This window comes from Runella sp. MFBS21 (genome assembly GCF_029433105.1).
Classification (GTDB): domain Bacteria; phylum Bacteroidota; class Bacteroidia; order Cytophagales; family Spirosomataceae; genus Runella.
On the sequence record NZ_JARNTW010000024.1, the window covers coordinates 71,434 to 97,317 of the forward strand.

The following is a 25,884-nucleotide window of genomic DNA, read 5'->3' on the forward strand; positions in this document are numbered from 1 at the left end:
TAGGGAGATTGGTATCTTATTTTATTTCAATTTTCGACCTTTCCATTCATATCCTTTTCGTTGGGAAACTATTCCAAACAATAGTACATACATTGGATAAAAAAGTTGCACTAAAGGAATACAAGGAATCAACCTATTTTTTTTCAAAAATCTGATAATCAAACTTAAAAACAAAAATTCTGGCAAAAATTTAACAATTAAAATTGTATTAATTAGCTTATCCTGAAAATTATCAATTAATGTAGAAGTTAATATTAGTAATGTAAAAGTATTTACTAAAAATACAAAAACGGCCACTATCATGGTAGCCACTCTTTTATTAACAGCCCACTTGCTACCCCAGCGGATACGTTGTTGATAAAACGCTTTCCAGCTTTCTTGAGGTTGGGTACGCACAATTGCAGTCTGATTTTTAAGGAAATAGACGCCTCCACCATAAAATTGATTGATTTTTTGTAACAAAAACTCATCATCTCCTGACGCAATTTGATCTACACCACTATATCCTCCTACCGCCTCAAAGGCTTTTCTTTCATAGGCCAGATTTGCTCCATTACACATCGTAGGATACCCCGCTTCAAGCAAACAGGCCCCTGTCCCTATCAGACTCGAAAATTCGATAGTCTGAAAACAGTGAAAGCTATTTTTTTCGTCCACAAATGTTACCGGCCCACTGATAAAATGTGCTTGAGTTTCCAAATACGTTTTTGCATAGGTCTCTAGCCATCTCTCTCCTACCCTACAATCACCATCAGTTGTAACAATAAGCTGCCCCGTTGCTATCGCCAAGCCTTCCGTTATTGCTCTTTTTTTGGGCGCGTTCACAGGCTTATCTATAAGCTTGATAAGTTTTAAATCCAAGTCATTTTTTACCCCAAAATCTTCCACAATTTCGGCGGTACGATCCGTAGAAGCATCATCTACAACGATGACCTCAAAATATTTTTTGGGCAAATATTGTACTTGTAAATCACTTAATAATACGTGTATGTTGGCGGCTTCGTTGCGAACTGGAATAATAACCGACAATTTAAAATCAAGAGGTAAAATATACTCTTTGCTTGACGACTGCACCCTGATACGATTCCACATAATGCAAAGCCATATACAGGCCACCGCATATACCAACACCGCCACTCCCCCGACAAATATCATCTCTTTTTACAGTTATGGTTTGAAATCATTGCCCCACCATTTCAATTTCATTACCCAAACTATCCCTAGCAATACGGGTAGTAGGATGTTGACAAACCACAGCGTCAATGTCACCGCTACAATTTGACTGGGAGCTACCTCATAAAAACTAAAAAAATACAAAGAAGAGGCCTCTCTAATCCCCAAATCACCTAGAAAGTTGAGAGCCGGAATCAATGTTTTTGCAAAAAACACTAAAAAAATATTTGATATAGCTGCTCCTAAAGGCAACGTAACTTTGAACACCTGAAGCAGTAAGAAAAATTGGAGCGTAAATACTCCATACCTAATTACTGCCCACCGCCAAGCCGCCACGATTTCGCCAATACTATACTGCGAGATAATCTCTACATAAGGTGCTACCCAGCGAAACCACCGAAATTTTTTGAGATAAAACTCCGCCTCTTTCCGTTTGATAATCAACCAAATCCCTGCCACGATTGTTGACACCAATGCCCCTAAAAGGAGCCATGCTGCACTGTTTTGAAAGGCCGGCACATATACTATTAAGTACCCTATACCCAGCGTTCCAAATATCAGTGAAACATAAAACTGAAGCCCATTGGCCAACAATGCAGCCCCTACACCCGAAAGCCGTTGGTGGCTTTGAAGCGAAAGCACTCTGCCCGCAGCATCTCCTACGTTGTTTGGAAGTAAAAACCCCAAAGCTAGTCCAGCCAATACCCCCTTTAATGATTCAAAAAAATTGATTTTTTCTACTTTTTGCGCCAACAACTGCCATTTTCTACTCTCACATGCCCAATTGACAGGAGTCAACAAACCCACTATTACCAATTCTACCCAATGCTCCCGATTCAGGTTTTGACAAAGTTGCCAATACACATCTTCTAAACTTTGGCCTTTTTGTTGGATTGTCATATACAAATACCACAACATCGCCACCAAAAGCCCCCATTTAAACACCCAAGCCATTTTTTTGAGAGAAATAATCCAAGAATACCGCGAAGGGGTGTTACTTTGCATCATGCAAAAAGAAATGTCTAATCTACCGACCGAAAAAATTATCTTAGGTGTTGACCCAGGCACCCGTATTGCAGGCTACGGAGTCATTCGTGTTGTGGGGCCGCGCATCGAATTGCTTCAATACGGTGTGCTAAAACTCGACAAATATAGTAGTCATGAATTGAAACTAAAGAAAATCTTTGACAGAATCACCCAACTCATTGAAGAGTTTTTGCCCGATGAAATGGCCATTGAAGATCCTTTCTATGGAAAAAATCCCCAATCAATGCTCAAATTAGGTAGAGCACAAGGGGTGGCTATGGCAGCTGCTCTCAATCGCAGCATCCCGATTGTGGAATACTCTCCCAAAACAGTCAAAATGTCGGTAACTGGCAATGGAAATGCTTCCAAAGAACAAGTCGCTTTTATGCTTCAAAGTATTCTTAAGCTTGAGCTTCAACCCGAATACCTCGATGCCACGGATGCCGTTGCTATTGCGATTTGTCATCATTACCATGCCAACTCGCTTCCGTCGGCAGCGGCCAAGAAAAAAGGAGCTAAAAAAGGGGGATGGTCCGCCTTCGTAAGCGAAAATCCTAATCGAATAAAATAGGAACAATTGTACAGTAAGTCTATTTTTATGGGGCAATAGTGGCAAAACCTACCTCAGTTGTCATACATAGAGTTTGTAAAAAAACGCTGCTTGACTATTTTTGCAGATAAGTCCATCAACCGAACCCTTAGAAAAACTCATATAGTTGAACTTTACAGCCAAAATAACGCTTGTTTGTATTTTTGTTTTCGTCTCCTTAGCGTCTTTTTCCCAAGAAGTACACATCAAAGTACTTCAACAAGGAAAAACGTTTAAGGATTCTTCTTATTATGACATCATTCCGGTGGGCAATCAGTACTGGATTGGGGGCAAATACGGCACCTTAAAGTCTAGTGATGCGCTAGGAAATCTTTCTGATATTCCCTACCCCAATCAATTCGTGGACATTTACAAAATAGATCGATTTGACAATCAAAATTTAATCGCTTGCGCCGACAAAGGAATCATTTACAAACACAATCTCTCTTCAAAGCATTGGGAAGTAATCAAGGTAAAAGGCTACGAAAAGGCTTGTTTTTATAACATGGCAGTTATCAATGATTCAACGGCCTTTGTATGCGGAGGCAATTCGGCAATTGCTCATTCCCAAAAAACCATTCCGCTGGGGTTTATTTTAAAGACAATTGACCGTGGCAAAACTTGGCAAAAAGTATACAGTAATGCCTTTAAAATGGTATGGTGCGTCAAAGTCAACCCCTACAATCAAAAAGTGTATGCCCTCATGTATACTCCAAATCAAACTCATTTATACGCTTTTGAAGATGAGAAATGGAAGCGTAAAGAAAAAATTGGCAACAGTATTTTTCATGAAATACAATTTGATAATGAGAATGATTTTGTCGCTATGGGTGGTTGGATTGGCAAAAAAGGAAGAATCCACTACAACACAAAGAAACATATCATTCGTCAAGCGGGTTTGGTATGGGGACGGGTTTCAAATGAGCAATATGATCTTTATACTGCCTGCAACGGCCACGTCATATTGAGCGACAAAACCGATACATTCAAAACATTTGGCGTAAAGCTCAACGATGAATTTAGCATTTACGAAGCTATTTTTACCTCCCCCAACACCGCGCTCGCCATAGGAAGTGCCCAAACTTTACTCCATATCACGATTGCAGCACCTTCAATTAGCGCCCATCAATCGCACTGATCGGCGGTTCTGCTTGAAGTAAAGAATATTTGTGCAATGCTTGCGCTACGAGTGCAGTAGTGTAAGCTTCCGAAGTAAAATAGAGGGCATTTCTTACCACTGTTCCTCCCGAAAAAAACACCCCTCCTTTCCAGTAAACGTGATTTTGTTCAAACTGCCGCTGACTCAACAAAAAAGCAAGCGATTGGTCAATATAGTGATGAGCTACCTCTAGCCCGGCTGATTTGAAATTAAGCAAGCTTAAAAGGGCATAGACTGTGGATTGAATTTTATCTCGGTGATTTACTTTCTTCCGACTTACGTAGCTTCCATTTTTTTGCTGCGATTTTAGCAGATGTTGAAGCATAACATGAGCGGTATTCTTAAGGGCGGTATCACCTGCCACCAAAGCCCGCGAAACAGCATAATGAAAATGATAGTGATTAGGATAATAGTGCGCCGCTCTCCGCCAGCGTTTATGTCGCGCTTGGTGTTCTATGAATCGATGCGCCCCTTCTTTCCCTCTGCTACTTGATAGTTCTCCTTTTTTTTGTAAGTAGGTAAGTACATTCGCATTGACCACCGCATCGAGGTCGTTTGTGCCGTAAGGAATATAAGGCTGATAGGGCTTAGGATAGCAAATACTACTCTTCAAAAAGAAAATTTTGTTGTGCCCAATCGTTTTCAGGATATTCCATTTTTTAAAATCTGCTTCTTTGCCAAGCCATGTCATATAAGCTCCCGATTCAGGAATGCCATTGAAAAGATAATTGTACCAATGTCGATTTTTGCGGTTTTGATCGAGATAGCTGTCAAATTCACTGGCACCGATTAGCGTGTCTTTTGCTCCGAAAATCTGATTATGAAACCAAATAGCCAGATTTCCCGAAGCCGTATCGTCTGCATCATTTTCTACATTGGCAGCGTTGTTGATATATCTTGATTTTAGTTTGTAATGAGTCGGGCGCCTTACCAGAGGTACGGGCTCAGGTTCGGGGCCTTTTTGTAAATCACGGTTTGGGGGGAGTTTTTTCCAAAAATTAAATCTATGAGCCGTCGCATAACTCAAAATTTCAGGATAAGCGAGCAGAAGCATGGGCTTAATCTGGCCTAAAGAACTATCGGTCAGATACATCTCTGACAAGATATTGTGAATACCCGAAGTAGTAAAACTATTGGAATCTCGGTACTTGTGGCGAGTGCCAAGCAACAAAAACCGCGTGTGCATTTGCATATAAGCGGGCCACTCTCCTTTATAAACTTGGCCTTCTATAGTTTGCTGGCACTGAATCTGTTGTAAATATTTCAGCGATTTTTCTAAAGTTTGCCGGATTGTATCCGCGTTTACGACCACATGTTGGGCAGAAAGGCTTTTACTAAAAAGTAGGTTAAACAATAAAACAAAGCACCATTTAGACCCGAAAGTAAGGTTTTTTACAGGGTATTTTGGGCATTTTCTCCCCCAAAACTTTATTTTTATACATTTTATCGAAAATCTCACTTCCATAAACAATACGCCCAAAATTATCTTCGTTATTAGTCCAGCAAAATAAGCCAATTCGCCTTAAACAACAGAATCTCTGTCTCTATTTTATAAGTTTGGCAAAGTTATTGATAATGCCATTAGATAGAATTTTCATTGTATTTTAGGCATTAATCGTATTTTTGCCTTATCATTGTTCGACATTATAAGATTTCACGATTTACAAATAACGGTTAACTATTTAATCTAGATGGTCAAATTAAGTATGAAAGCGGCGACTTGTGTACTAGCAGCGGTGGTATTACTGGGCGCGTGTAAGTCTAAGCACCCTTCAAGCCTCAATCCGGGTAAGAAAAGTACGGCGACCAACGCAAACTTTGCTACCAAGGGTGGTAAAGGTAGCAAGAAAGGTAAGAAAGGAGCAGATGCTCAAGAGTCTGATGGTTTTGTGGTGATGCCTTACAAGTCACAGGTAGTAGGCCCCAACCTCGTTTTTATCGAAGGTGGACGCTTTACGATGGGAGCGCTAGAGGAAGATGTCATGAACACTCGTGACAACCGCGAGCGCACAGTCAGTGTACAGTCTTTCTACATGGATGAAACTGAGATTGCCAACTTACACTATCTAGAGTATTTGCACTATATTCAGCGTGACTCTTCGGCAGAGGTACATGCGCGTGCGCTACCGGATACAACTGTTTGGTATGATCCGTTGTCGTTCAATGATTCTTATGTTACTTATTACTTCCGCCACCCTGGTTTCAGGATGTTTCCAGTAGTAGGTGTATCGTGGGTGCAAGCCAATGACTATTCTACTTGGCGTACTAGTTTCGTCAACTCAAACTTAGCCAAACAGGCCAACGGTAAAGGCAAAAAACCTTCTACAAGTAGAAAAAGCAAGAAAAAAGGACAAGCATTGGCTGAGTCTGAAGCTATGATGGCCTCTACTCCCGCCCGCCCTGCGGTAGAAAGTGGCTATGTACTGCCTAACTATCGCCTTCCAACTGAGGCTGAGTGGGAATACGCTTCAAAAGCTATGATTGGTACTCAATACGCTGATGAAAACCAATCAAACCAGCGTATTTATCCTTGGGATGGCTCTTCGCTTCGTAATCCTCGCGGAAAACACAAAGGCGAGATGTTAGCTAACTTCAAGCGTGCGCGTGGTGACTACGCCGGTATCGCTGGTAAATCAAACGACGGCGCTATCATCACTGAAGAGATTTACAAATATCCACCAAATGACTTTGGTCTCTATAATATGGCGGGTAACGTAAATGAGTGGGTATACGATGTTTATCGTCCATTGTCATACATGGATTTCAAAGACTTGAATCCCCTTCGTCGCGATGGCTTCTTGGATGAGTCAAAACGCTACGATTCTAAGAATAGCAACTCCGTTGTAAATGACAAACTTCGGGTTTATAAAGGCGGTTCTTGGAACGACGTGGCTTACTGGCTCTCACCTGGTACACGCCGCTTCCTAGACCAAGATTCAGCTACGGCGATGATTGGTTTCCGTTGTGCCATGATTTCAACAGGAAGAAACAAATAACAATCCCCGGTTCCTCATTTATTTCCTTAATATACTTAAAAAGCGGAGGCAGCAATGCCCTCCGCTTTTTAATTTGGTAGGTATCTCATCATTTATACTACTATCACCTTCCCGTGCGTTTGCTTGATTACCCACTTGAGCATAGGCATTGAATTCTGAAAAATACTCAGCGATAGTTCGGAAAGCCATTCATCCCCAAACAAGCGTTGTACGGTGCGCCCCACCCAAAGCCGACTTGCAAATTGTTCTTTCCAACGTTTTGTGTAGTCACCTTCAAGTTGTGAACGAGAAATTTTTCCTTCTAAAAACAACATCGTTTGTTCTGCCACGATTTTTCCTCCATGAATCGCCATCGCCATACCATTGCCACAAAGCGGGGTGATTAACCCCGCCGCATCACCTACCATCAAAATATTGTTTTCGATGGTTTGTTTAGGGGTAAATGAAAAACCATTAATGACCTCAGGACGCTCATACAAAAACTCTGATTCGGTGAAAATACGGCGTAAATGTGGGTTTTTCCAAAGTATATTTTGTTCCATATTAGCGATATCACCGTAGCGACGTAGATTGTCGCGAGTGGTAAGATAACACAAACAATATTTGTCTTCCTCAATCGCTGAAATACCACAATACCCATCTTGAAAGTTGTGCAGCGCTATCAAATGTTGGGGAAATTGGGTTCGAATATGATATTTTACGCCAATATAGGAGGGTTTTTCATGGACAAAATCTCGCTTCAAGGCCTTATCCATTTTCGAATTTTTACCAAAGCTCCCCAATATTACTTTGCCTAGAATCGCTCGGCCAGATTGAATATGTACTTCAAAACTATTCTCTAAACCATTTGTAACCTCATTTACTGTCTCCCCCAAACAAAACTCCACTCCTGTTTGAAGCGCTAACTGGTAAAGCGCAAAATCTAGCCGAAATCGACTCACCCCAAATCCTCCCAAGTCAAGTTGGGTATCTAACGCGCGCCCAGAAGGAGAGGTAAACCTAAAATGTGTGATCTCTTTTACCCCTAAGGCTTTTAAATCTAGTCCTAAATGTGCTAAATAAGGTCTTACTTCATTGGAAATGTATTCGCCACATACTCGATGAAAAGGATAATGCTTACGCTCAATCACCATCACCGAAAACCCCGCTCGGGCAAGCTCTATACTACTAATAAGCCCTGCCAAGCCGCCTCCTATTACGACTACATCATACATGCCTGATTGATCCTTGCTTTTCATGGGTTACCCTTTATGATTTAAAACAAAGTAAGCAAAATGTAGTTTTGAAAATGTATAAATAAAGTAAGTTTTCGTTTTAAGAATGGCACGGTATTTTAAAATACTTTCAAAAAGTCCCACACTTAAATTCTATCAATAATGAAAATCAACTCTTTTGTTTTGTACGTATTTTGGACATTAGGAGCAGCAACGCTGTTGGGTGCTTGCAACAAATCGAGCGATACGCCTCCCACTACCGACCCCGACCCTAATGCCACTTGGCAAGTCAATCCGGTTTTTAGTAACCTTACCTTCAATAGCCCCGTCGAAATGACTCACGCTGCCGATGGTACCAATCGGATTTTTGTGGTAGAGCAGCGTGGTGTAGTACGTGTTTTTCAAAATGAAGCCAATGTAAACCAAAGCCAAACTTTCTTAGACATCAGCAACCGAGTAAGTTCTGGCGGAGAGACTGGGCTGTTAGGATTGGCATTTCACCCTGATTTCAAAACCAATGGCCAAATTTTTGTGAACTATACTCGCCGCTTCAACAACCAATTACAGTCGGTAGTGTCGCGTTTTCAATCCAACAAAACCACTGCCGATGCCAACTCCGAAGAAATCCTGATTACTTTCGACCAACCTTACGCCAACCATAATGGCGGAGCTATATTGTTTGGGAAAGATGGGTTTCTTTATATCGCCACTGGTGATGGCGGCTCGGGCGGTGACCCTCAAAACAACTCCCAAAATCGTGCGAATCTGCTCGGAAAAGTCTTGCGGATTGATATAAATACCAAAGAAGGAGGTCTAAATTACGCTATCCCTACCGATAATCCTTTCAAAGGAATGGCCGGCTCTCGTCCCGAAATATACGCCTATGGTCTACGCAATCCTTGGAAAATCACCTCTGACCGCAGTACAGGCCGCGTATGGATTGCGGATGTAGGCCAAAACGCCCGTGAAGAAATTGATATTCTTGAAAAAGGCGGCAACTACGGCTGGCGCGTTACCGAAGGAAAAGAATGCTATAGCCCTGCCAACAATTGTAACCGTACTGGCTTTGTAGAGCCTGTTTTTGATTATGGCACTTCCGAAGGCCGTTCTATCACTGGAGGCTATGTATATCGCGGCTCCAAACTTAGCTCTATTGTAGGACAGTACATTTATGGCGATTATGTAAGTGGTAATATTTGGGCGCTTACTTACGACGAAAACGCTCGCCAAGCAACCAACAAACTCCTAACGCGTTTGGTAGGTTCACTCTCTTCATTTGGCGAAGACGAAGCGGGGGAGCTCTATCTCCTCAACCACCAAACTGGCAAAATACACCTCTTAGAGCTAAAGTAAGATTAAGAAGGGCGGAACTTTGAAATACAAAAATTGCTTTTCAAAATAAACCGCCCTTACTTGTATCTATGTTAGAAATTATTATTGCTTCAGAAGAACATTTACCCGAAATAAACCGCATTGCCCACGAAACTTGGCCTTCTACTTTTGGCGAAATTCTTTCACCAAAGCAAATTTCATACATGCTTGAATGGATGTATAGCATAGATTCACTCAAACAACAAATTACCGAAAAAGGGCACGTTTTTTTGTTGGCCAAAGATGAAACAGGTTTTCTAGGATACGCCTCCTATGAACTTCATTATCAAGGTCTTCATAAAACAAAAATTCACAAAATTTATTTATTGCCCGCCAGCCAAGGCAAAGGTGTAGGTGCGGCTCTGATTGCCCAAATTGGGGCTAGAGCTACCCAACACAATGACCTTTCTCTTTTACTCAACGTAAACCGCTACAACAAAGCAGTGGGTTTTTACGAAAAAGTAGGCTTCCAAATCGTCGGAAGTGAGGATATCGACATCGGAGATGGTTTTTTGATGCAAGATTTTATCATGGAAAAGCCTCTATGAGAGGTTTTTGACAAAACACACGATTCGGTTTACTTCTTCAAATCCTACTTTTTTATGAAAATCAATACTTGCGGTATTGTTGATTTCGGCATCGGAAGCTAGTTGCACACAGCCTTTCTGAATGGCCCACTCTTCGGCGAGTTGTAAGAGTTTTTTGCTCAAGCCCAAGCGTCTAAAATCTTCTTTCACAAATATTCCTTCTACATAAGCCGTGGGCGACTGAGTAGCGCCCTCTACATAATCTGTTCGTAGCGATACATGGATAAAAGCAACGTAGATTTCACCTGATTTAAGAAGAAAAGCCGTCTCAGTATCTGAGTGCGCTATTTCTTGACAGCTCTCTAATTCTTCCTCAAAATCACACTCAGGCCAGAGTTCTAGGAAAAGTTGAGCCAGATGTTGGGTATTATTTTCTGAAAGGCTTTCTACTATTACTGACTTCATAGGTCTGTTTTTTTGAAAACATTTATATCAATAAATATACCCAACACCACCCGAAACACAATACCTTACCCTAAGGTTTTAAGCATCCAAAGTGCCCCATTTTTGGTCATGAGTTTGGTAAGTTTGTTTGTTTCTACTAAAGAGTCCAAAAGCTTTTCGGCTTCTGGAACCGAAATTTCACCCAATACCGCAAACTCCTTAGCAGTAAGCGTAGGATAGTAGCCAAACAAATTTTCCCAATCTTTGGAATAAGATTTTTTTTGGGCTTGAGGATAAGCATTTAAGATACCATTTTCAAAAACAGCATAAGGCTTTACTCCATAAACCACCTGATGATTAGCGGCTTGGTCAAAAATCATAAAAGTTGGAAAACCCCTCACCCCCAGCTTTCTAGCCAAATCCAAATCAGCCTGAAACCAATCTTTTGCTTTGTTTTCATAATCATCCTTCAACTGACCGAGGTCAAGGCCCGTTTTTTGGGCAGCCTGCGCTACGTATTCCCAACGAGTGATATTTTTCTTTTGCAAAAACAGCATTTCTCGTAGATTTCTCAAAAACATAATTGCTTTATGATTGTCTTGTTTTTGGGCTGCTTTAAAAGCGATAGAAGGAGGATAAGAAGAATGTAGAGGGTCTTCGAGCCATATATCTCCGTCGATAGGCATTTGATAATGTACACTCACTTCATCCCAATGCGGCGCTACATCCGAAGGCTTGCTGATACCTCCACTATTGTAACTCCAATCGGGCAATAGCCCCCCCATATGGTATTCAATGTCAACATCTTGCCCATACTCCAATTTAAGTTTTCGCAATTGTGGTTCAATCCCCCAACATGACGAACAGATAGGATCAGTAAAATAAAGTACTTTGACATTTTTTGAGAGCGTCATGTCTTTTTCTACCTTTATTTCGGACTGATTAGTAGGCAATTCGCAAATACCTTCTTCAGTATCACACAGCAAAGGATTAAGATTTGTTTCCATAGTTGTTTTAGTATTGGCTAGGTCATATTCGTCAGAATATCCACCTTGTTTAAATTTATTTACTTAAATCGTTGTTTACTCTTCAAGTAGCGTCCTAAACTTCCAAAGTTTCAAAAATATGTAATAGGCAAACTTGGTAAGATTAGTAACTTGGATGCAAAGTTGAATACTATAAACATACCAATCAATTAGTCAGAAAAACATGACTACTCCTACACACACTCATACCGATAGCAGTTGCCCCGCCGAAGGGCTTTTGAAAATGCTCACGGGCAAGTGGAAACCTCAGATATTTCGCTTTGCCCTCGAAGGAACCGTGCGGTTTAATACGCTACTGCGTCAGCTAGAAGGCTCCAACAAACAATCGATTGCGGTAGCTCTCAAAGAAATGGAAGAGCAAGGTTTGTTGGAAAAAGTAGTAGTAAAGCTCAAACCTCTTCATATAGAGTATCATTTGTCGGAAAAAGGAAAATCATTGATTCCTATTTTCCGACAATTGGAGCAGTTGGCAGCTGCCTAAAAATGGCCGCATTTTCAACCCACTGTCTTCATTATTTTCCAAAGTGTTTGTTGAAACGCCACAATTTCGTCCATGTTCATATCGCCTTTATTTAGCGATTCCATGATTTTGTCAGGAATACAAGCGGCCTGATTTTTAAGTGCTTTACCAGTTTCTGTAAGCGAGATATATACACTTCTTTCGTCTGATTTAGAGCGACTTCTGTTGATAAATTGCTTTTCTTCGAGCCTTTTCAGGAGCGGTGTCAGTGTGTTATAATCCAAATACAAAACCTTACTCAACTCGCCTACCAATTGTTCGTCTTTTTGCCATAGTGCCAGTAGAACCAAGTATTGGGGATAAGTAATACCCAATTCTTCGAGCAGAGGAGTATAAAAGCGTATTGTAAGACGAGAAACTACATAAAGTGGAAAACAGATTTGATTTTCCAGATACAAACGCTCATCATCGTTCATATTACAGGAGTTTTTGAATAGTCGATTCAAGTTCTGTGGGCTCAGCCGTTGGGCGAAAACGCTCCACGGGTTTGCCGTTTCGGTCTATTACAAATTTAGTAAAATTCCACTTGATATCGTCAAACAAAAAACCACCAAGCTCTAACTTCAAATATTTAAAAATGGGGTGTGCTTCCTTGCCATTCACGTCAATTTTGGCAAACATCGGGAAACTTACGCCATAATTTAACTGACAAAACTCCTCAATTTGGTTGGCAGTACCGGGTTCTTGGCCACCAAATTGATTACACGGAAATCCTAGTATGACCAGTCCTTGGTCTTTGTATTTTTGGTATATTTTCTCCAGTCCTTCAAACTGAGGTGTCAAACCGCATTTGCTAGCGGTATTTACTACCACTACTACTTTCCCTTTGAAGCTCTCCATAGAGATACTTTTGCCTTTGATATCACTCGCCGTGAAATCATAAAATTGATTGGTTGTCATGCTGTTATTTGTTTTTATTGAGGGATAAAAGAAATTTCAAAGCACCCGTTGACCACAACGCCCATGCACTCAATACGGGCTGAAAAAACAAGCGGATTAATCTTTTTTGGTCAGTATCTAGCCCAAAAGCACTGATACCGTTGAGGTATTGGGCGATATTGCCCGGAAAAATAAGCACATAAAAGGCCGCAAGGGCCAACCCTACTTTTACTTTTTGTTTGGTCAAAAAAAGCATGGCTGCGCCCAAAGCAATTTCGACCACACCCGACAAAATCACCACTAAGTCTTTGCTTAAAGGCACCCAATGAGGTACTTGTGCCTGAAACTCACCCCTTTGAAACGTTAAGTGACCAATGCCCGCAAGCATCATCAATGCCCCCAGAAGCCCTCTTAAGATATTTTGAGTAACGGAAGTTTTTGGATTTATCATATCTAAAAATCTTTTACGATTAAATCGTTTACGATGCAAAAGTATTCTTTTTAAAAATCTCTTCCAACTTAATTTTCTCTTTTATTGTAACTACTTAGCAATATGCTTTAGGCCATATGGTTTTTATAAAAAAGGTTTTGCATACTCAACAAATCGCTGCTATGATTGTCTAAAAAACTCACAAAAATGCCTACTGCTTACAACTTATTGCAGTTACCTTTTCTTGCCTTAAATGGCATATTAGCCCTCAAAAGAAAAAAGGCACGATGAACTTTCTAGTTTTAGAATTTAGTTATTTTCACAAAAAACAACTCATTCAGTTTTCTCGCCCATACAACATGTCTAATCGCCTCCTTCACGAAACCTCGCCGTATTTGCTTCAGCATGCCCACAATCCCGTTGATTGGTATCCTTGGGGAGAAGATGCGCTCAACAAAGCTCTTTCCGAAAACAAACCTATTTTGGTAAGTATCGGGTATTCGGCCTGCCATTGGTGCCATGTGATGGAGCGCGAAAGCTTTGAAAAAGAAGAGATTGCGGCGGTGATGAACGAATATTTTGTGTGTATCAAAGTAGACCGCGAAGAGCGCCCCGACGTAGACGCTATTTACATGGATGCTCTTCACGCGATGGGTGGACGCGGCGGGTGGCCTCTCAATGTATTTTTGATGCCCGATGCCAAGCCCTTCTATGGCGTAACGTATTTGCCGCCCCAAAACTGGGTTCAACTCCTCAAAAGTGTTAAAAATGCGTTTGACAATCACCATGATGAATTGGTAAAATCAGCCCAAGGTTTTACGGAAAATATGCTCCTCAAAGAGTCAGACAAATACAATTTAGAGGGTAATGAAGGTACTTTTTCGGTCGATGATTTGCACGAGATGTTTGAAAAAATGAAACAACATTTCGATACCGAAAAAGGTGGAATGGACCGAGCACCCAAGTTTCCGATGCCGTCTATTTATAAGTTTTTGTTACGTTATTATGCTCTTACCCAAAATCCTGAGGCACTGCGCCAAGTCGAATTGAGCCTCAATCGTATCGCGCTTGGAGGTATCTACGACCACGCAGGAGGAGGCTGGACGCGGTACTCGGTAGATGACGAATGGTTTATTCCACATTTTGAGAAAATGCTCTATGACAACGGTCAACTCTTGAGTATTTATGCTGAAGCGTATGCCCTCACCAAAAACGAGCTATACAAAAGCCGCGTCTATGAAACTATCGCGTGGCTTGAACGCGAAATGTTAAGTCCCGATGGCGGTTTTTATTCCGCACTTGATGCCGATAGCGAAGGAATCGAAGGGAAATTTTATATCTGGACACAGGCCGAATTACAATCTATTTTGGGAGAAGATTTTGACTGGTTTTCAAAACTTTATCACACAAGAGCGGCAGGAAACTGGGAACATGGCTACAATCATTTACACCTTACATCTCCCCTTGAATTACAAAAAGTTGACCAGAAGGATTATCAAAAAGCCTTAAACAAACTCTTTGAAGCCCGACAACAACGCATTCGTCCGGGATTGGACGACAAAATCCTCGCTTCGTGGAATGGCTTGATTTTGAAAGGATTGACCGATGCATATCGCGTATTTGGCGAAGAGTCATTTAAAAAATTAGCACTCAATAATGCCCATTTTCTAAAAAACAAAATGACCCAGGCCAATCACCAGCTTTGGCATAGTTATAAAAACGAAAGGGCTACAATTGTGGGTTTTTTGGAAGATTATGCGGCGGTCATTGATGGATACATAAGTTTATACCAAGCTACTTTTGAGGAATCATGGCTCGACGAAGCGCTACAACTCACGGCCTACACCATCGAAAATTTTTATGACGATGAGGAAGCACTTTTTTATTTTACAGATGCCAATGCTGCCGACTTGATAGCCCGTAAAAAAGAGATTTTTGATAATGTCATCCCTGCCTCCAATTCTCTAATGGCTCATAATTTATATTTATTAGGGACATTATTTGACTATGGTGACTATGTAAAACTGGCAGATTGGATGCTTTCCAAAATGAAACGTGCCATGTTCACCGATGTTCAATGGGCTACCAACTGGGCTGCCCTGTACGCGCTGAGGGCTCAGCCTACAGCCGAAATTGCCATAGTCGGGCCGGAAGCAGAGAATTATCGACAAGAATTGGAAAAACACTACTATCCCAACAAACTAGTTGTAGGCACTACGACTAGCTCTGATTTACCTTTGCTCCAACAAAGAACTGCCAAAAATAATTTGACAACTTTGTATGTGTGTTTTAACAAAACCTGCCAATTGCCTGTTCATGATATTGAAGCCGCTTGGAAACAGTTGAATCATCCTTAACCTGCCCACCCTTGTATGTCCACCAACAGTACTTTTGAGCAAAAAAAACAATTCCTTTTCTTGTTTTTGTGTGGTCTTTTTTTGACCAATGCCCTCATCGCAGAAATCATCGGCGTGAAAATATTTTCGGTAGAAGCCCTACTCGGCACAGCCCCCGCCCAGCTCCCCCTTTTCGGGACAAAGCTCGATTTCAACATGTCGGCGGGCGTAGTCAACTGGCCCGTAGTTTTTATCACTTCCGACATCATCAATGAGTATTTTGGCAAAAAAGGAGTACGCCGAATCTCCTACCTCACTGCGATTTTTATCGCGTATATGTATATCGCGATTTATGCGACTACTTCCCTTCCACCCGCACAATTTTGGCTGGAAGTCAACAGCAAAGACAGTCTCGGCAATGCCATGAACATAGACGGTGCTTTCAACGCCATTTTTCGGCAAGGATTGGGTATCATGATAGGCTCGATTATCGCTTTTTTGATTGGGCAGATACTAGATGTTACCATTTTTTCGTGGTTGCGTCGCCGCACGGGCAGTAAGCATATTTGGCTAAGAGCTACGGGCTCTACTTTGTTTTCACAACTGATTGATAGTTTTGTGGTGATTTTCATTGCCTTTTACGTATTTGGCAACTGGTCGATGACCCAAGTAGCCCAAGTGGGTAGCATCAACTATATCTACAAAGGTGTCGTAGCGCTGTTAATGACGCCTATTTTGTACGTAGCCCACTACCTCATTGATCAATATTTAGGCAAAGAAAACGCCCACCAAATGGCCAACGAAGCAGCCGCAGCGAGTTTTACGGCAGTGTAGAAAAAAGTTTTAGATGGCCAGGGAATTCATCATCAATCTACCCAAGATATAAGAATAGTAGTTAAGTCGAATAAGCCACTAGATAACTTTTCTAATCAATTCTTAACGGTTTGATTGGAAACAAATCAGTAGTTTACTAAGATTGTCCTGCTTTCTAAAATACACCTTAAACCAAACTTCCTAAAGATATATGTCAGAAATATCACTTCAATCTGTTGTTATTGTCAATGGTTATGCCAGACGTACAGAGGTAGAAATACAAAATCAATTGAGAGGCGCATTAGGCGATCAGCATAATTTTATAACCCTCTATTTTTCCCAAAAAGAGGGTGAATCTCACACAAGCAAGGCCATTCATTTTAAAGATGAAAAAGATGAAGTCTTTTTCTACTTAGGTCAAGGAATCAACAATGACCCCACAAAACTTGTGCAATGTCTTTTCAAAGCTGAAGCTCTTTTTTATTACTTCGACAAAGGGAATAATACTCTAAAAGCAAGTACTTTTGCTGACTTAGGCAATATTCCTGGTTTTGTTAGCGACACAATCAAAAGTACCGTATCACAACGTGCGGGCCACAATGCTCCTCGATATACCGCTCTACCTTAATGAACTATCGGGTGTTATTGACTGGTTATAATATTTTAGGCTATTTGCGAAATCAGTCTAAAGAATCAGGTGTAAGTCTGATTAAACTCTCATCTCTCAACAATTCCAATTTTGAAGTTCAAGAGAATTTTTCGGGAAAAACTCGGAACAATACTTTACTAGTTACCTGCCCTGATGGGGCAGGTAATACATGCCAATATTTTATCAAGCAATGTCCAAGCTGGGAAGAAAATTTCTATTTTACTTTTAATACAGAACGCTTTTTCTTTGACACCTTTACCGAAAATCCCGTTGAAGGTGCTTTTTTATTACCTAAACGCCTATGTATAGACTCTTCTTTATTAGTTACAGTATTTGTTTTTGACAATACCAGCAAATCTCTCTATAATTTTTTGTTACAAACTGCCTCTAACAAACCGAGAGTTTTCAACTTTCCTCAAATTTTGGCAGAAAACCTGAGAGCATGGCATCAACATTTTTTACAAAAAAATAACGATTCAGTATTAGCTAAATTTGACAAGTCTATTCCTTTTCCACTCAATATTGATAATAATTTAATTAATGTAGCTTCTTATCATGGAGACGAAAACAAGCAGGATTTTTTAGCACTTTTACAAGACTCCCCTGATGTAATCAAATCTTTGGGAGCCTTACGAAAAAGTTGGCTCGAACGCCCCCAGACCCTGCTACATGGAGATTTAAAACCTTCTAATATATTGATTAGTGCATCATCTTCTGAAGCTAACCCAATTCTTACATTGATTGACTGGGAAATGGCTTTGGTGGGTGATCCCCTTTGGGATTTAGCTTCTTTTATAGCTTCCCTAGTACTTATGAAATTCAAACCCTTAATGGTTGTTTTAATTCAACAAGAGTGTGATGACTGTATTGAACAATTGCTAACTCATTATTTTAATAATTCTATAAGTATCTACGAAAAAGAACTTATTTTTAAATATGCTGGTGCAATACTTTTACAACATTTGTGGGTTAACCCTTCTGAATGTACCCCAGATTTGTTTAAACAAGTAGTTGATTTTTTAACATTATCTTCATGAGTCAAGAGATTTTTCCTCATTTCCAAAATGATTTTGAAAAGGCAATTGCTTTTATAATCGACAATGTATCGCTGAAGATTCAAGAGGCTAGTATCTCTTTAGAAGGCCCTGTTTATGATTCTTCACATAATCTCCCTGTATTGAGAGGAAAACTTACTTCTGCATCCCCTTTTCTTCAACCAGAAGACTTTAAGTTACTCGCTGATTATATAAGATTACAATTTTATGTTTATCCTACACTTCAAACAGAAAAAGGCAGTTTGGGAATTAATTTCAATGAAATTGAATATTTTACTAATCCTCAGTGGCAAAGCCAATACTGGATGGCGAAATCCAAAGAAATTGTTGGCGATTCGGTAGCAATTCTAACCAAAGGTAGTCAGAAAATTGCTGTAAATTCTGGAAAATGGATATTTGAGGGTGACTGGAAAGTAGCACCTAATGATACTATTGAAACAGTACACTCCATTTTTTTTCCAACAAAAAGTTTTAAAAATGTAACAGAAGGTAAAACTGGTTTTGAATTCATTAATGGTCGAGAATTACAGGAGTCAGATGGCAGGCAAACCATTCGCTTTTACCTCAATTTTCAACCAAACTGGAATATTATTAAAAATTTTATAGAAGATGTTTATTTATACTGCGACCCTAAAAACATACCTTATACTATTAAAATTTTATCTCAAAAAGAAGACTTTAATAGAACTGACTCTGTCATATTGTATTCTGACCAAAAAAGTTTTTTCTATATAAAATATTTTTTAGAATCTGTATATTTAAAATATCACAATCATTTACGTGAACCTGTTCCCATTTTCACCTATAAATTGTATAGAGGAGTAGGTTTTGCAGAAGAGCCTGACACACAAAGCGCAGAAAGCGTAGGTCAAAATAGAAGCAAATTAATCGCAGAAACCCTTACAAGGCTTAGCTTTGAAAACGTAATCGAAAAAAAAAGTAGAATTATAAGGGGTTTAGAAATCATAAAACACCAATATCAAAATTTGAATTTATTTTACCTTAATCCCCATTCAAATTTTCCATATGATTTAGTATTTACTCCTATCAAACTTCCTATACGACTACCTAAAAAGGTTAACTTTTTTCTTCAAGGAGCTATAGAAATAGGACACATTATTTGTAAAGAAGCAATGTGGATAGATGATAAACATTGCAATTGGCTAAATTACCAAAACGATAAAAACACAGTCACTTATCGCCTATTAGACAACTCTTTAGCTGATGGGAGAGCTGGAATAAAATTGTTTCTACTTACTTTATACGATGCGTACAAAGACCCCATATTCAAAAAAACCTTAGGAGGCTTAAATGATATTGACGTTAAGACAATTCTCTATAAACGAAAGCCTTTAAAGAGTCGGTATTTTCGTAAAAATAGAATTTTTCATTTCTGGACTAATGAAAGCACCTTAGATGAAATTGATTTAGACCTAATAGACAAAGAAACGTTTAAGGCTTTATCGGAAGGAACTCTTATCAATAGATGGGTTAGTAATCAAAATGCAAATTTAGCTAGGCAAAATATCAAAACTCATTTCCTAGATAAAGAAAGGCCGTTAAAAAACGGACTAGGTACAGATTTTTTTTGTCCAACGCTCAGGCATGGATATGCAGGTCTTGGATATTTTTTCTTACGAGTATATAGTCCTCAATTGGTGAAGCCTGTAAAATTTTAATATTAAACTCGCGATATCAATATTTTTTTAAAAATTATAATGGTATTGAAACTGTAATTAATGTACCTTGGCTAGGTAAAGATATAATATTTAAGTCGCCAGCAAGCATTAACACTCGTTTTTTTATATTGATTAATCCCTTACCAATATTTTGTTTGTCTCCTACAACAAACCCCTTACCATTATCCTTTATACTTACTCTAAAGGATGACTGTTGTGCTTCGAGTTCTATCGTGCATTCAGAAGCTTTTGCATGTTTAATTATATTATTTATAATTTCAAGGCATATACTATACATATCATTTTCTTGAGAAGTCGAAATAAGATTTTTAGGTAAACTACCTTTTAATAAAAAAATAGTTTTATTATTTCGGTTAAGATCGCCAATCAACTTTTGAAGTGCCTGTTCAAAACCTTTATCTAATTCTTTGGGAGATAAATGGTGTGAAATATGTCGGATTTCATCATAAGCACTACTTACTCGTTCCACTAATGCTTCGTAGATTTCCTGTTCATGTGGTGTTAAATTATCAAGGGTTATTCCTTGTAATTGCCACAACAATCCCGATATTGTACTACCCAGATTATCATGGAGTTCTGAGGCTACTCTTTCTCTCTCTTGTTTTTTACCAGTTATAAACGCTATCTGAATTTCATTATTTTTTCGAACCAATTCTTCGTTTGCGAGCTTTAGCTCACTAGTTCTATTTTCAATTTTGGTTTCAAGTGATTCATTTAAATCAAGAAGTTTTTGATTTGAACTATTCAAATCATCTTTCAGTTTATGAAGTTCATTTTTTTGCATCTCTATTTGCAAATTCTTGCCTTTCAATATTTTATTATTCCAAAACAATATTATGATAATTAATATAAAAGATAAAACTACTATCAATAGAATCTTTAACTCATTCTGTTTATCTAAAAGCTGACTATCAAGAGAGTGAATCTTTATCAAATTGTTTTCGTTGTCATATTCAAACTTCAAAGCACTTAAAAGCCTATTTTTCATATCTTTATCTGCTTTTTCTTTAAATTCACTCCATTGCTGATAACTTTCTAAAGCCTTCCTAGAGTCATTTATATTATTATAAAGCTCATACATATTCTCATATGCTGCAGACAATTCGCTGTCATTCTGAGATTTAAGAGCAATTCGATACAACATCAAAGCCTCTTTTTTTGCTTTATCATATTTTTTTTCTTTGATATATAATTTAGTAAGTCCTATATGTAAGTCTATTTTGGATAGATAAAATTTATTTAAAATAGACTCATATATTTTAAAATAATACAAAGCTTCTGAATAGTTATTTTTATCAAGAGACAAAAACGCCAGATTAGCAATACAATAACTTTCTATTATATGCAATTGAGCTTGGCGACTTATAATTAACCCTTTTCTAAAATAGAATTCTGCCTCCTTAAGTCTCCTTAAAGAATAATAGTCTGTCCCTAAAATATTGAACAATTTAGCTTTTTGGGGGGATTTTGGAGGTAGCTGACTAAATGCCTTTAAATGAAGCTTCAACCCTTCTTTAGGATCATTCATTAGATTATAATAATTCCCTAATACATACAATATTTTACAACCCATTTCAGCATCTTTTAATTTTTCAGCAATTGCAAGTGCTTTAAAAAGGCATTGTCCTCCTCTATAATAGTTCACCAACAGCCCATAGTTTTCTCCTAGATAGTAATAGGTTCTCATTTGGCCTAGAGACCAATTAAGTCTATTAGCTAAATCATTAGCTTTTTCAAAAAATTGAGTTCTTTTATCTGGAGTTACAGACTTACCCATCTCACATAACACCATCACCCTCGTAGTATCGCTTCCAAACGAGCTACCTGGAGTTGGCAGTGAGATAAGTACTTTTTGAAGACTATCAATAGTTGATTTTTGGGCATTACCTAAAAGGGGTAAAACCAAAAAGACTATCCATAAATATTGATTAACAATCAGAGTAAGAGTCCGAGTCATACCCAAGGGTATCATCACAACGATTTTCATCAACGAAAATATCAAAATATCACTTCAACAACAATACCACCTTAACCAACTCCTGATTTCGTAGCACTTCAAGATTCATCTTCCCGTGCCAGTTGATTTCTTGATAAATTTCCAAAAACTCCCGAAGGGTCTTTACGTTTTTCCCGTCGGCTATTCGTATCACATCTTTGTCTTGCAGGCCCGACTTGGTAAGTAGGCTATTGGTCCCGACCGACATGACGATGATGCCCGTTTCGTCGGGTAATCCATAGGCTGAGCGATCGCCAAGCCCTTCTACATTCTTGAGTGTACCTCCTAAAAACGAGACACTTGCGCTTCTATCCAATCCAAGTTGAGTGTCAAACAAAGGAGGAATCAGTGGCGTAGCAGCTTGTTTTTTTAAGGAAGACTTTTGAACTCCAAAGGTTGCCATCTCAAAATTTTTGAATCCAATTTCAAAGGCAGGTGAGCCTGCTTTTACTCGATAATCTCCTTTTGATGCATCCTCAAACATCGGACTTCCTGCTATACTTTGCGCGTCGGTGCCATTTTGACGGGCAAGATTCAAGGAAGATGTGTCAGGAAATAAATTTTGATTGACCGCTTTTCCCCAATCCTTGATTTGAATGGGGTAATATTTTTTCATCACGATATTGTGGCGAAATACGTCACCACTATTTTGAAACCATACATGTGGATGAAAAGAGTTATTGACCATGATATTGTTTTCGACGGTACGATAAAAACCCTCTCGCAGTTTCAAACCCCCATTCAGACATACGTTATTATAGATGTGGTAATTGGAAGAACCGTCGTCAAGGTCAATATCCCAACCGTGGTCGCAACGAAAACGGTTATTTCGTATAATCGTTGTTTTTTGAGCATCTAGCAATATTAACTCTGGATGTACTGCCACAAGGCTATCCATATATTTTCGATTGGCGTACCAAAAGCGGTCGCGTCCCCAAGAATTGAAAGCGCCATGATCCCCTGTTTCTAAAACGGTATTGAATACGTCGTTGTATTCCAAGATATGACCTCCCCAAGCGCCATCGCCGATATTGATACCCGCACGAGGGGTATTGTATATGCTATTATGACTGACCGTAATGGCCGCCGACATCTCTATCTGCACCCCGGTAGCTTGTTTCTCGATTTGGCCTACATCATGGATTAAATTATCAACGACGGCACATTCTTGCGGAAAATCTTGGGTTTGCGGGCCGGGCGTTTGGTCAAGCTTTTCGTACGGAATGGATAGCTCATACCTAAAAGAAGGCGAACGTACCGCTTTTGAATTTCCCACAAAAGCCACCGCACTCGCCCCAATACGATGAATATGACAGCCGCTCACAGTATCGTTTCGATTATAATTGCTAAAAACAATAGCATTGCCGCCCAAATCAGCAAATTGACAATCAACGATTTTACAGTTTTCGGTTTGGTCAAAAAGTAGAGCACCTCCTCTGTAAAAAGTCCAATCACTTCGCAGCAATGGCTCTTTGGTTTCCATAAAACTACGCTCTGTATGGATAAAATGTAGATTTTTAAAACTTACATTCCGTAAAGGCGTGGTAGCTGTGCCACGCAATTCGATGGCGTTTTTAAGGTGAGATACTTCCACAAGTGCGGTAGCGAGGTTTACACCAGAAGGAGGTAAGACGTAAACAATGTGTTTTGTTTTATCCAAAAACCATTCTCCTTGTTGATCCAATTCTTCAAAAATATTTTCTACAAACCGAAATTGCTTGTGCATAGCAGCAGGTCGGTTGTTTTGCCAGCCTCCCTCTAGAGTCAGTTCCCCTTTTTCATTTTTTCCCGTAATTAGATAATGAAATCCTCCCCATTCGCCAGAGTGAAGGGCATGAACATATCCCCCCACAGGATTTTTCCACTGAGCTACTCGTTCTTTTGAGATAGCATCGGGGGCCGTTCCTTTAAAAACACGCACAGCAGCATCATAATTGGGATACCTTGCTAAGTGTTGTAATTGTCCGTTGACAAACAACCGCTCAAATGAAACATCCTCTGGAACCGACGCTTGATAAATGCCATTTTGATAAGGTTTCCATTGTAGCTGTAAACGACGCCCCCCGCTGATTGTGACCTCTTGGTTTTGATAAGCCGCTATTTCCAATCGATTGGTGGTGGTTTGTGACGCGTCGATTACAATCGTTTTGGTCAGATAATATTTTCCTTTCAAAAGGTAAATCTTCACCTCTTTTCCTTGGGCTTTTTGTGCTACTTTGATAGCAGTTGAAAGATTTTTAAAAGGTTTTTGGAACGTTCCCGTATAAGAATCATCTCCTTTAGGAGATACATAATAATTTACTTGGGCATTCACAATCGACACTGTGCAAAGAAAAACAAGTAACAATGCCTGCCTAATACCCAAAGTTTTGTTCAATACCACCATTTTTTGAGTATAAATCATGATTTTTCTAATACCTTGGCCACCCTTTCGTTTTATTTTCATTTCTTTGAGTACATTATTTATAACCATAAAAACCATTTCGCCACAAACCTAACTACCTAACCGAAAAAACTCAATGGAAAAAATTGTTACTGCTATCAACGACATTATTTGGAGTAATGCCTTAATCTTACTTTGCCTAGGGGCGGGCGTTTATTTTTCTTTTGTTACTAAGTTTCTACAAGTGCGGTATATCCGCGATATGATTAAGCTCTTGTTTGGGGGAAAAGCATCCGACAAAGGCGTTTCTTCCTTTCAAGCCTTTGCGATTGCTATCTCGGGGCGTATCGGTACGGGCAACATCGCTGGCGTAGCCACTGCTATTGCAATGGGTGGACCGGGCGCTGTGTTTTGGATGTGGGCGATTGCATTCTTGGGTGCTTCCTCAGCATTTATTGAAGCGACTTTAGGTCAAATTTACAAACAAGTCAAAGATGGCCAATACCGAGGTGGGCCAGCATTTTATATCGAAAAAGGTTTAGGGATTAAGTGGTACGCCATTTTATTTGCAGTTGCGACGATTTTGAGTACTGCCCTGTTTTTGCCTGGTGTACAAAGCAACAGTATAGCTCTCAGTGCCAAAGCAGCTTTTGACATTCCCGTCGAAATCACGGGAGCGATTATCACAATTTTGTTGGGGTTAATCATTTTTGGCGGTGTCAAGCGCATTAGCCAAGTGGCTGAGATTGTGGTGCCATTTATGGCAGGAGGATACATATTGATGGCTCTCATCGTCATTGCTCTCAACATCACTAAAGTTCCAGCAGTAGTCAATCTTATTATTCGTTCAGCTTTTGATTTGGAACCTGTTTTTGGAGGAGTGTTCGGGATGGCCGTTTCTTGGGGTGTCAAAAGAGGAATTTACTCCAACGAAGCAGGCCAAGGGACGGCTCCCCATGCCGCTGCTGCCGCCGAAATCAGTCATCCAGCCAAACAAGGTCTTGTGCAAGCTTTTTCGGTTTATGTAGATACTCTTTTTGTGTGTACCGCTACGGCATTTATGATATTGTTTACGAGCAAGTACAATGTTGTCAATCCTTCGGGTGGCTTTATCATCGAAAACGTCCCTGGTATGGCAATTGGCTCGGAGTTTACCCAAGCCGCCGTCAATACGCACTTTCCTTCCATAGGAGGTGGGTTTGTGGCTATTTCACTTTTGTTTTTTGCGTTTACAACTATTATGGCCTATTACTACATTGCAGAAACCAACTTAAGCTACCTTCTTCCCAAAGGAGACAAAAAATGGATGGTACAAGCTTTGAGAGTGATGATTATGGCAGCCACATTTTATGGTTCAATCAAAACTGCCGCTTTGGCTTGGACGCTGGGCGATATAGGCGTAGGAATGATGGCTTGGCTCAATATCATTGCGATATTCTTACTCCGCAAGCCAGCCCTCAAGGCTTTTAAGGACTACGAACAACAACGTAAAGCCGGTATCGACCCTGTTTTTAATGCCAAAAAACTAGGTATTAAAAATACTGACCAATGGGACAACGACTAAAATAACACACATTT

23 protein-coding genes are annotated in these 25,884 nt (G+C 39.7%); 12 read left to right on the forward strand and 11 right to left on the reverse strand.

The genetic code is table 11. The annotated features are described in order from the left end of the window. Positions 1 to 21 precede the first annotated feature (21 nt). Together P1X15_RS28330 and P1X15_RS28335 are read right to left on the reverse strand one after the other, a co-directional pair. Positions 22 to 1,155 (reverse strand): glycosyltransferase, encoded by a 1,134-nt coding sequence (locus P1X15_RS28330; protein WP_277341498.1) that lies wholly within the window; start codon positions 1,153 to 1,155, stop codon positions 22 to 24. Positions 1,156 to 1,167: 12 nt separating this feature from the next. After that, a complete protein-coding gene (locus tag P1X15_RS28335; RefSeq protein ID WP_277341499.1) occupies positions 1,168 to 2,181 on the reverse strand; it encodes a lysylphosphatidylglycerol synthase domain-containing protein in 1,014 nt (337 codons plus the stop codon). On the opposite strand from P1X15_RS28335, the gene ruvC reads away from it, so the two are divergent. Together ruvC and P1X15_RS28345 are read left to right on the forward strand one after the other, a co-directional pair. Continuing rightward, positions 2,180 to 2,770: a crossover junction endodeoxyribonuclease RuvC gene (ruvC, locus tag P1X15_RS28340; RefSeq protein WP_028664801.1), complete on the forward strand. Its 591-nt coding sequence runs from the start codon at positions 2,180 to 2,182 to the stop codon at positions 2,768 to 2,770. The genes P1X15_RS28335 and ruvC overlap by 2 nt on opposite strands. A gap of 145 nt (positions 2,771 to 2,915) precedes the next feature. Then, positions 2,916 to 3,926: a hypothetical protein gene (locus tag P1X15_RS28345; protein ID WP_277341500.1), complete on the forward strand. Its 1,011-nt coding sequence runs from the start codon at positions 2,916 to 2,918 to the stop codon at positions 3,924 to 3,926. On the opposite strand, the gene P1X15_RS28350 is transcribed toward P1X15_RS28345, so the two are convergent. Continuing rightward, entirely contained in the window at positions 3,904 to 5,301 is a 1,398-nt protein-coding gene (locus P1X15_RS28350; protein WP_277341501.1) for a hypothetical protein, read from the reverse strand. The genes P1X15_RS28345 and P1X15_RS28350 overlap by 23 nt on opposite strands. A 337-nt stretch (positions 5,302 to 5,638) precedes the next feature. On the opposite strand from P1X15_RS28350, the gene P1X15_RS28355 reads away from it, so the two are divergent. After that, entirely contained in the window at positions 5,639 to 6,943 is a 1,305-nt protein-coding gene (locus tag P1X15_RS28355; RefSeq protein ID WP_277341502.1) for an SUMF1/EgtB/PvdO family nonheme iron enzyme, read from the forward strand. 92 nt (positions 6,944 to 7,035) lie between these two features. Here P1X15_RS28355 and P1X15_RS28360 read toward each other — a convergent pair whose 3' ends face one another. Continuing rightward, a complete protein-coding gene (locus tag P1X15_RS28360; RefSeq protein ID WP_277341503.1) occupies positions 7,036 to 8,181 on the reverse strand; it encodes an NAD(P)/FAD-dependent oxidoreductase in 1,146 nt (381 codons plus the stop codon). 138 nt (positions 8,182 to 8,319) lie between these two features. On the opposite strand from P1X15_RS28360, the gene P1X15_RS28365 reads away from it, so the two are divergent. Together P1X15_RS28365 and P1X15_RS28370 are read left to right on the forward strand one after the other, a co-directional pair. After that, complete coding sequence (locus P1X15_RS28365; RefSeq protein WP_277341504.1) at positions 8,320 to 9,510, forward strand: sorbosone dehydrogenase family protein; 1,191 nt, start codon at positions 8,320 to 8,322, stop codon at positions 9,508 to 9,510. A gap of 68 nt (positions 9,511 to 9,578) precedes the next feature. Further along, positions 9,579 to 10,076, forward strand: a complete 498-nt coding sequence (locus tag P1X15_RS28370) for a GNAT family N-acetyltransferase (protein ID WP_277341505.1) — start codon at positions 9,579 to 9,581, stop codon at positions 10,074 to 10,076. Here P1X15_RS28370 and aac(6') read toward each other — a convergent pair. After that, positions 10,071 to 10,520, reverse strand: a complete 450-nt coding sequence (gene aac(6') / locus P1X15_RS28375; RefSeq protein ID WP_277341506.1) for an aminoglycoside 6'-N-acetyltransferase — start codon at positions 10,518 to 10,520, stop codon at positions 10,071 to 10,073. The two genes, P1X15_RS28370 and aac(6'), sit on opposite strands and share 6 nt — an antisense overlap. A gap of 65 nt (positions 10,521 to 10,585) precedes the next feature. Beyond that, positions 10,586 to 11,506, reverse strand: a complete 921-nt coding sequence (locus tag P1X15_RS28380) for a ClpXP adapter SpxH family protein (protein ID WP_277341507.1) — start codon at positions 11,504 to 11,506, stop codon at positions 10,586 to 10,588. 202 nt (positions 11,507 to 11,708) lie between these two features. Between P1X15_RS28380 and P1X15_RS28385 the strand changes: the two genes are divergently transcribed. Beyond that, a complete protein-coding gene (locus P1X15_RS28385; protein WP_277341508.1) occupies positions 11,709 to 12,026 on the forward strand; it encodes a helix-turn-helix domain-containing protein in 318 nt (105 codons plus the stop codon). A 14-nt stretch (positions 12,027 to 12,040) separates the two neighbouring features. Here the strand turns inward: P1X15_RS28385 and P1X15_RS28390 are convergent, their stop codons facing one another. The 3 genes from P1X15_RS28390 to P1X15_RS28400 are packed head-to-tail and all read right to left on the reverse strand — an operon-like array spanning position 12,041 to position 13,395. Continuing rightward, entirely contained in the window at positions 12,041 to 12,481 is a 441-nt protein-coding gene (locus P1X15_RS28390; protein ID WP_277341509.1) for a MarR family winged helix-turn-helix transcriptional regulator, read from the reverse strand. Position 12,482: 1 nt separating this feature from the next. Beyond that, complete coding sequence (locus P1X15_RS28395; protein ID WP_277341510.1) at positions 12,483 to 12,965, reverse strand: glutathione peroxidase; 483 nt, start codon at positions 12,963 to 12,965, stop codon at positions 12,483 to 12,485. A gap of 4 nt (positions 12,966 to 12,969) precedes the next feature. Next, on the reverse strand, positions 12,970 to 13,395 hold the full coding sequence (locus P1X15_RS28400) for a hypothetical protein (RefSeq protein WP_277341511.1): 426 nt from the start codon (positions 13,393 to 13,395) through the stop codon (positions 12,970 to 12,972). A gap of 338 nt (positions 13,396 to 13,733) precedes the next feature. Here P1X15_RS28400 and P1X15_RS28405 point away from each other — a divergent pair, with 338 nt between their 5' ends. The 5 genes from P1X15_RS28405 (at position 13,734) to P1X15_RS28425 (ending at position 19,906) form a co-directional block, all read left to right on the forward strand. Then, positions 13,734 to 15,731 (forward strand): thioredoxin domain-containing protein, encoded by a 1,998-nt coding sequence (locus tag P1X15_RS28405; protein WP_277341512.1) that lies wholly within the window; start codon positions 13,734 to 13,736, stop codon positions 15,729 to 15,731. A 15-nt stretch (positions 15,732 to 15,746) separates the two neighbouring features. Next, positions 15,747 to 16,544 carry a queuosine precursor transporter gene (locus P1X15_RS28410; RefSeq protein WP_277341513.1) on the forward strand — a complete coding sequence of 266 codons (798 nt, stop codon included), beginning with the start codon at positions 15,747 to 15,749 and terminating at the stop codon, positions 16,542 to 16,544. A gap of 190 nt (positions 16,545 to 16,734) precedes the next feature. Further along, positions 16,735 to 17,151 carry a hypothetical protein gene (locus tag P1X15_RS28415; RefSeq protein ID WP_277341514.1) on the forward strand — a complete coding sequence of 139 codons (417 nt, stop codon included), beginning with the start codon at positions 16,735 to 16,737 and terminating at the stop codon, positions 17,149 to 17,151. Beyond that, the gene (locus tag P1X15_RS28420; RefSeq protein WP_277341515.1) at positions 17,151 to 18,209 is read left to right on the forward strand and encodes a phosphotransferase family protein; all 1,059 of its coding nucleotides are present in this window, start codon (positions 17,151 to 17,153) and stop codon (positions 18,207 to 18,209) included. Before P1X15_RS28415 ends, P1X15_RS28420 begins: the two co-directional genes overlap by 1 nt. Continuing rightward, a complete protein-coding gene (locus P1X15_RS28425) occupies positions 18,206 to 19,906 on the forward strand; it encodes a T3SS effector HopA1 family protein (RefSeq protein WP_277341516.1) in 1,701 nt (566 codons plus the stop codon). The genes P1X15_RS28420 and P1X15_RS28425 overlap by 4 nt, the downstream gene beginning before the upstream one ends. A 34-nt stretch (positions 19,907 to 19,940) precedes the next feature. Here the strand turns inward: P1X15_RS28425 and P1X15_RS28430 are convergent, their stop codons facing one another. Next, positions 19,941 to 21,884: a tetratricopeptide repeat-containing sensor histidine kinase gene (locus P1X15_RS28430; protein WP_277341517.1), complete on the reverse strand. Its 1,944-nt coding sequence runs from the start codon at positions 21,882 to 21,884 to the stop codon at positions 19,941 to 19,943. A 49-nt stretch (positions 21,885 to 21,933) separates the two neighbouring features. Continuing rightward, a complete protein-coding gene (locus P1X15_RS28435) occupies positions 21,934 to 24,327 on the reverse strand; it encodes a PDZ domain-containing protein (RefSeq protein WP_277341518.1) in 2,394 nt (797 codons plus the stop codon). A gap of 115 nt (positions 24,328 to 24,442) precedes the next feature. Between P1X15_RS28435 and P1X15_RS28440 the strand changes: the two genes are divergently transcribed. Next, entirely contained in the window at positions 24,443 to 25,870 is a 1,428-nt protein-coding gene (locus P1X15_RS28440) for a sodium:alanine symporter family protein (protein WP_277341519.1), read from the forward strand. Positions 25,871 to 25,884 lie beyond the last annotated feature (14 nt).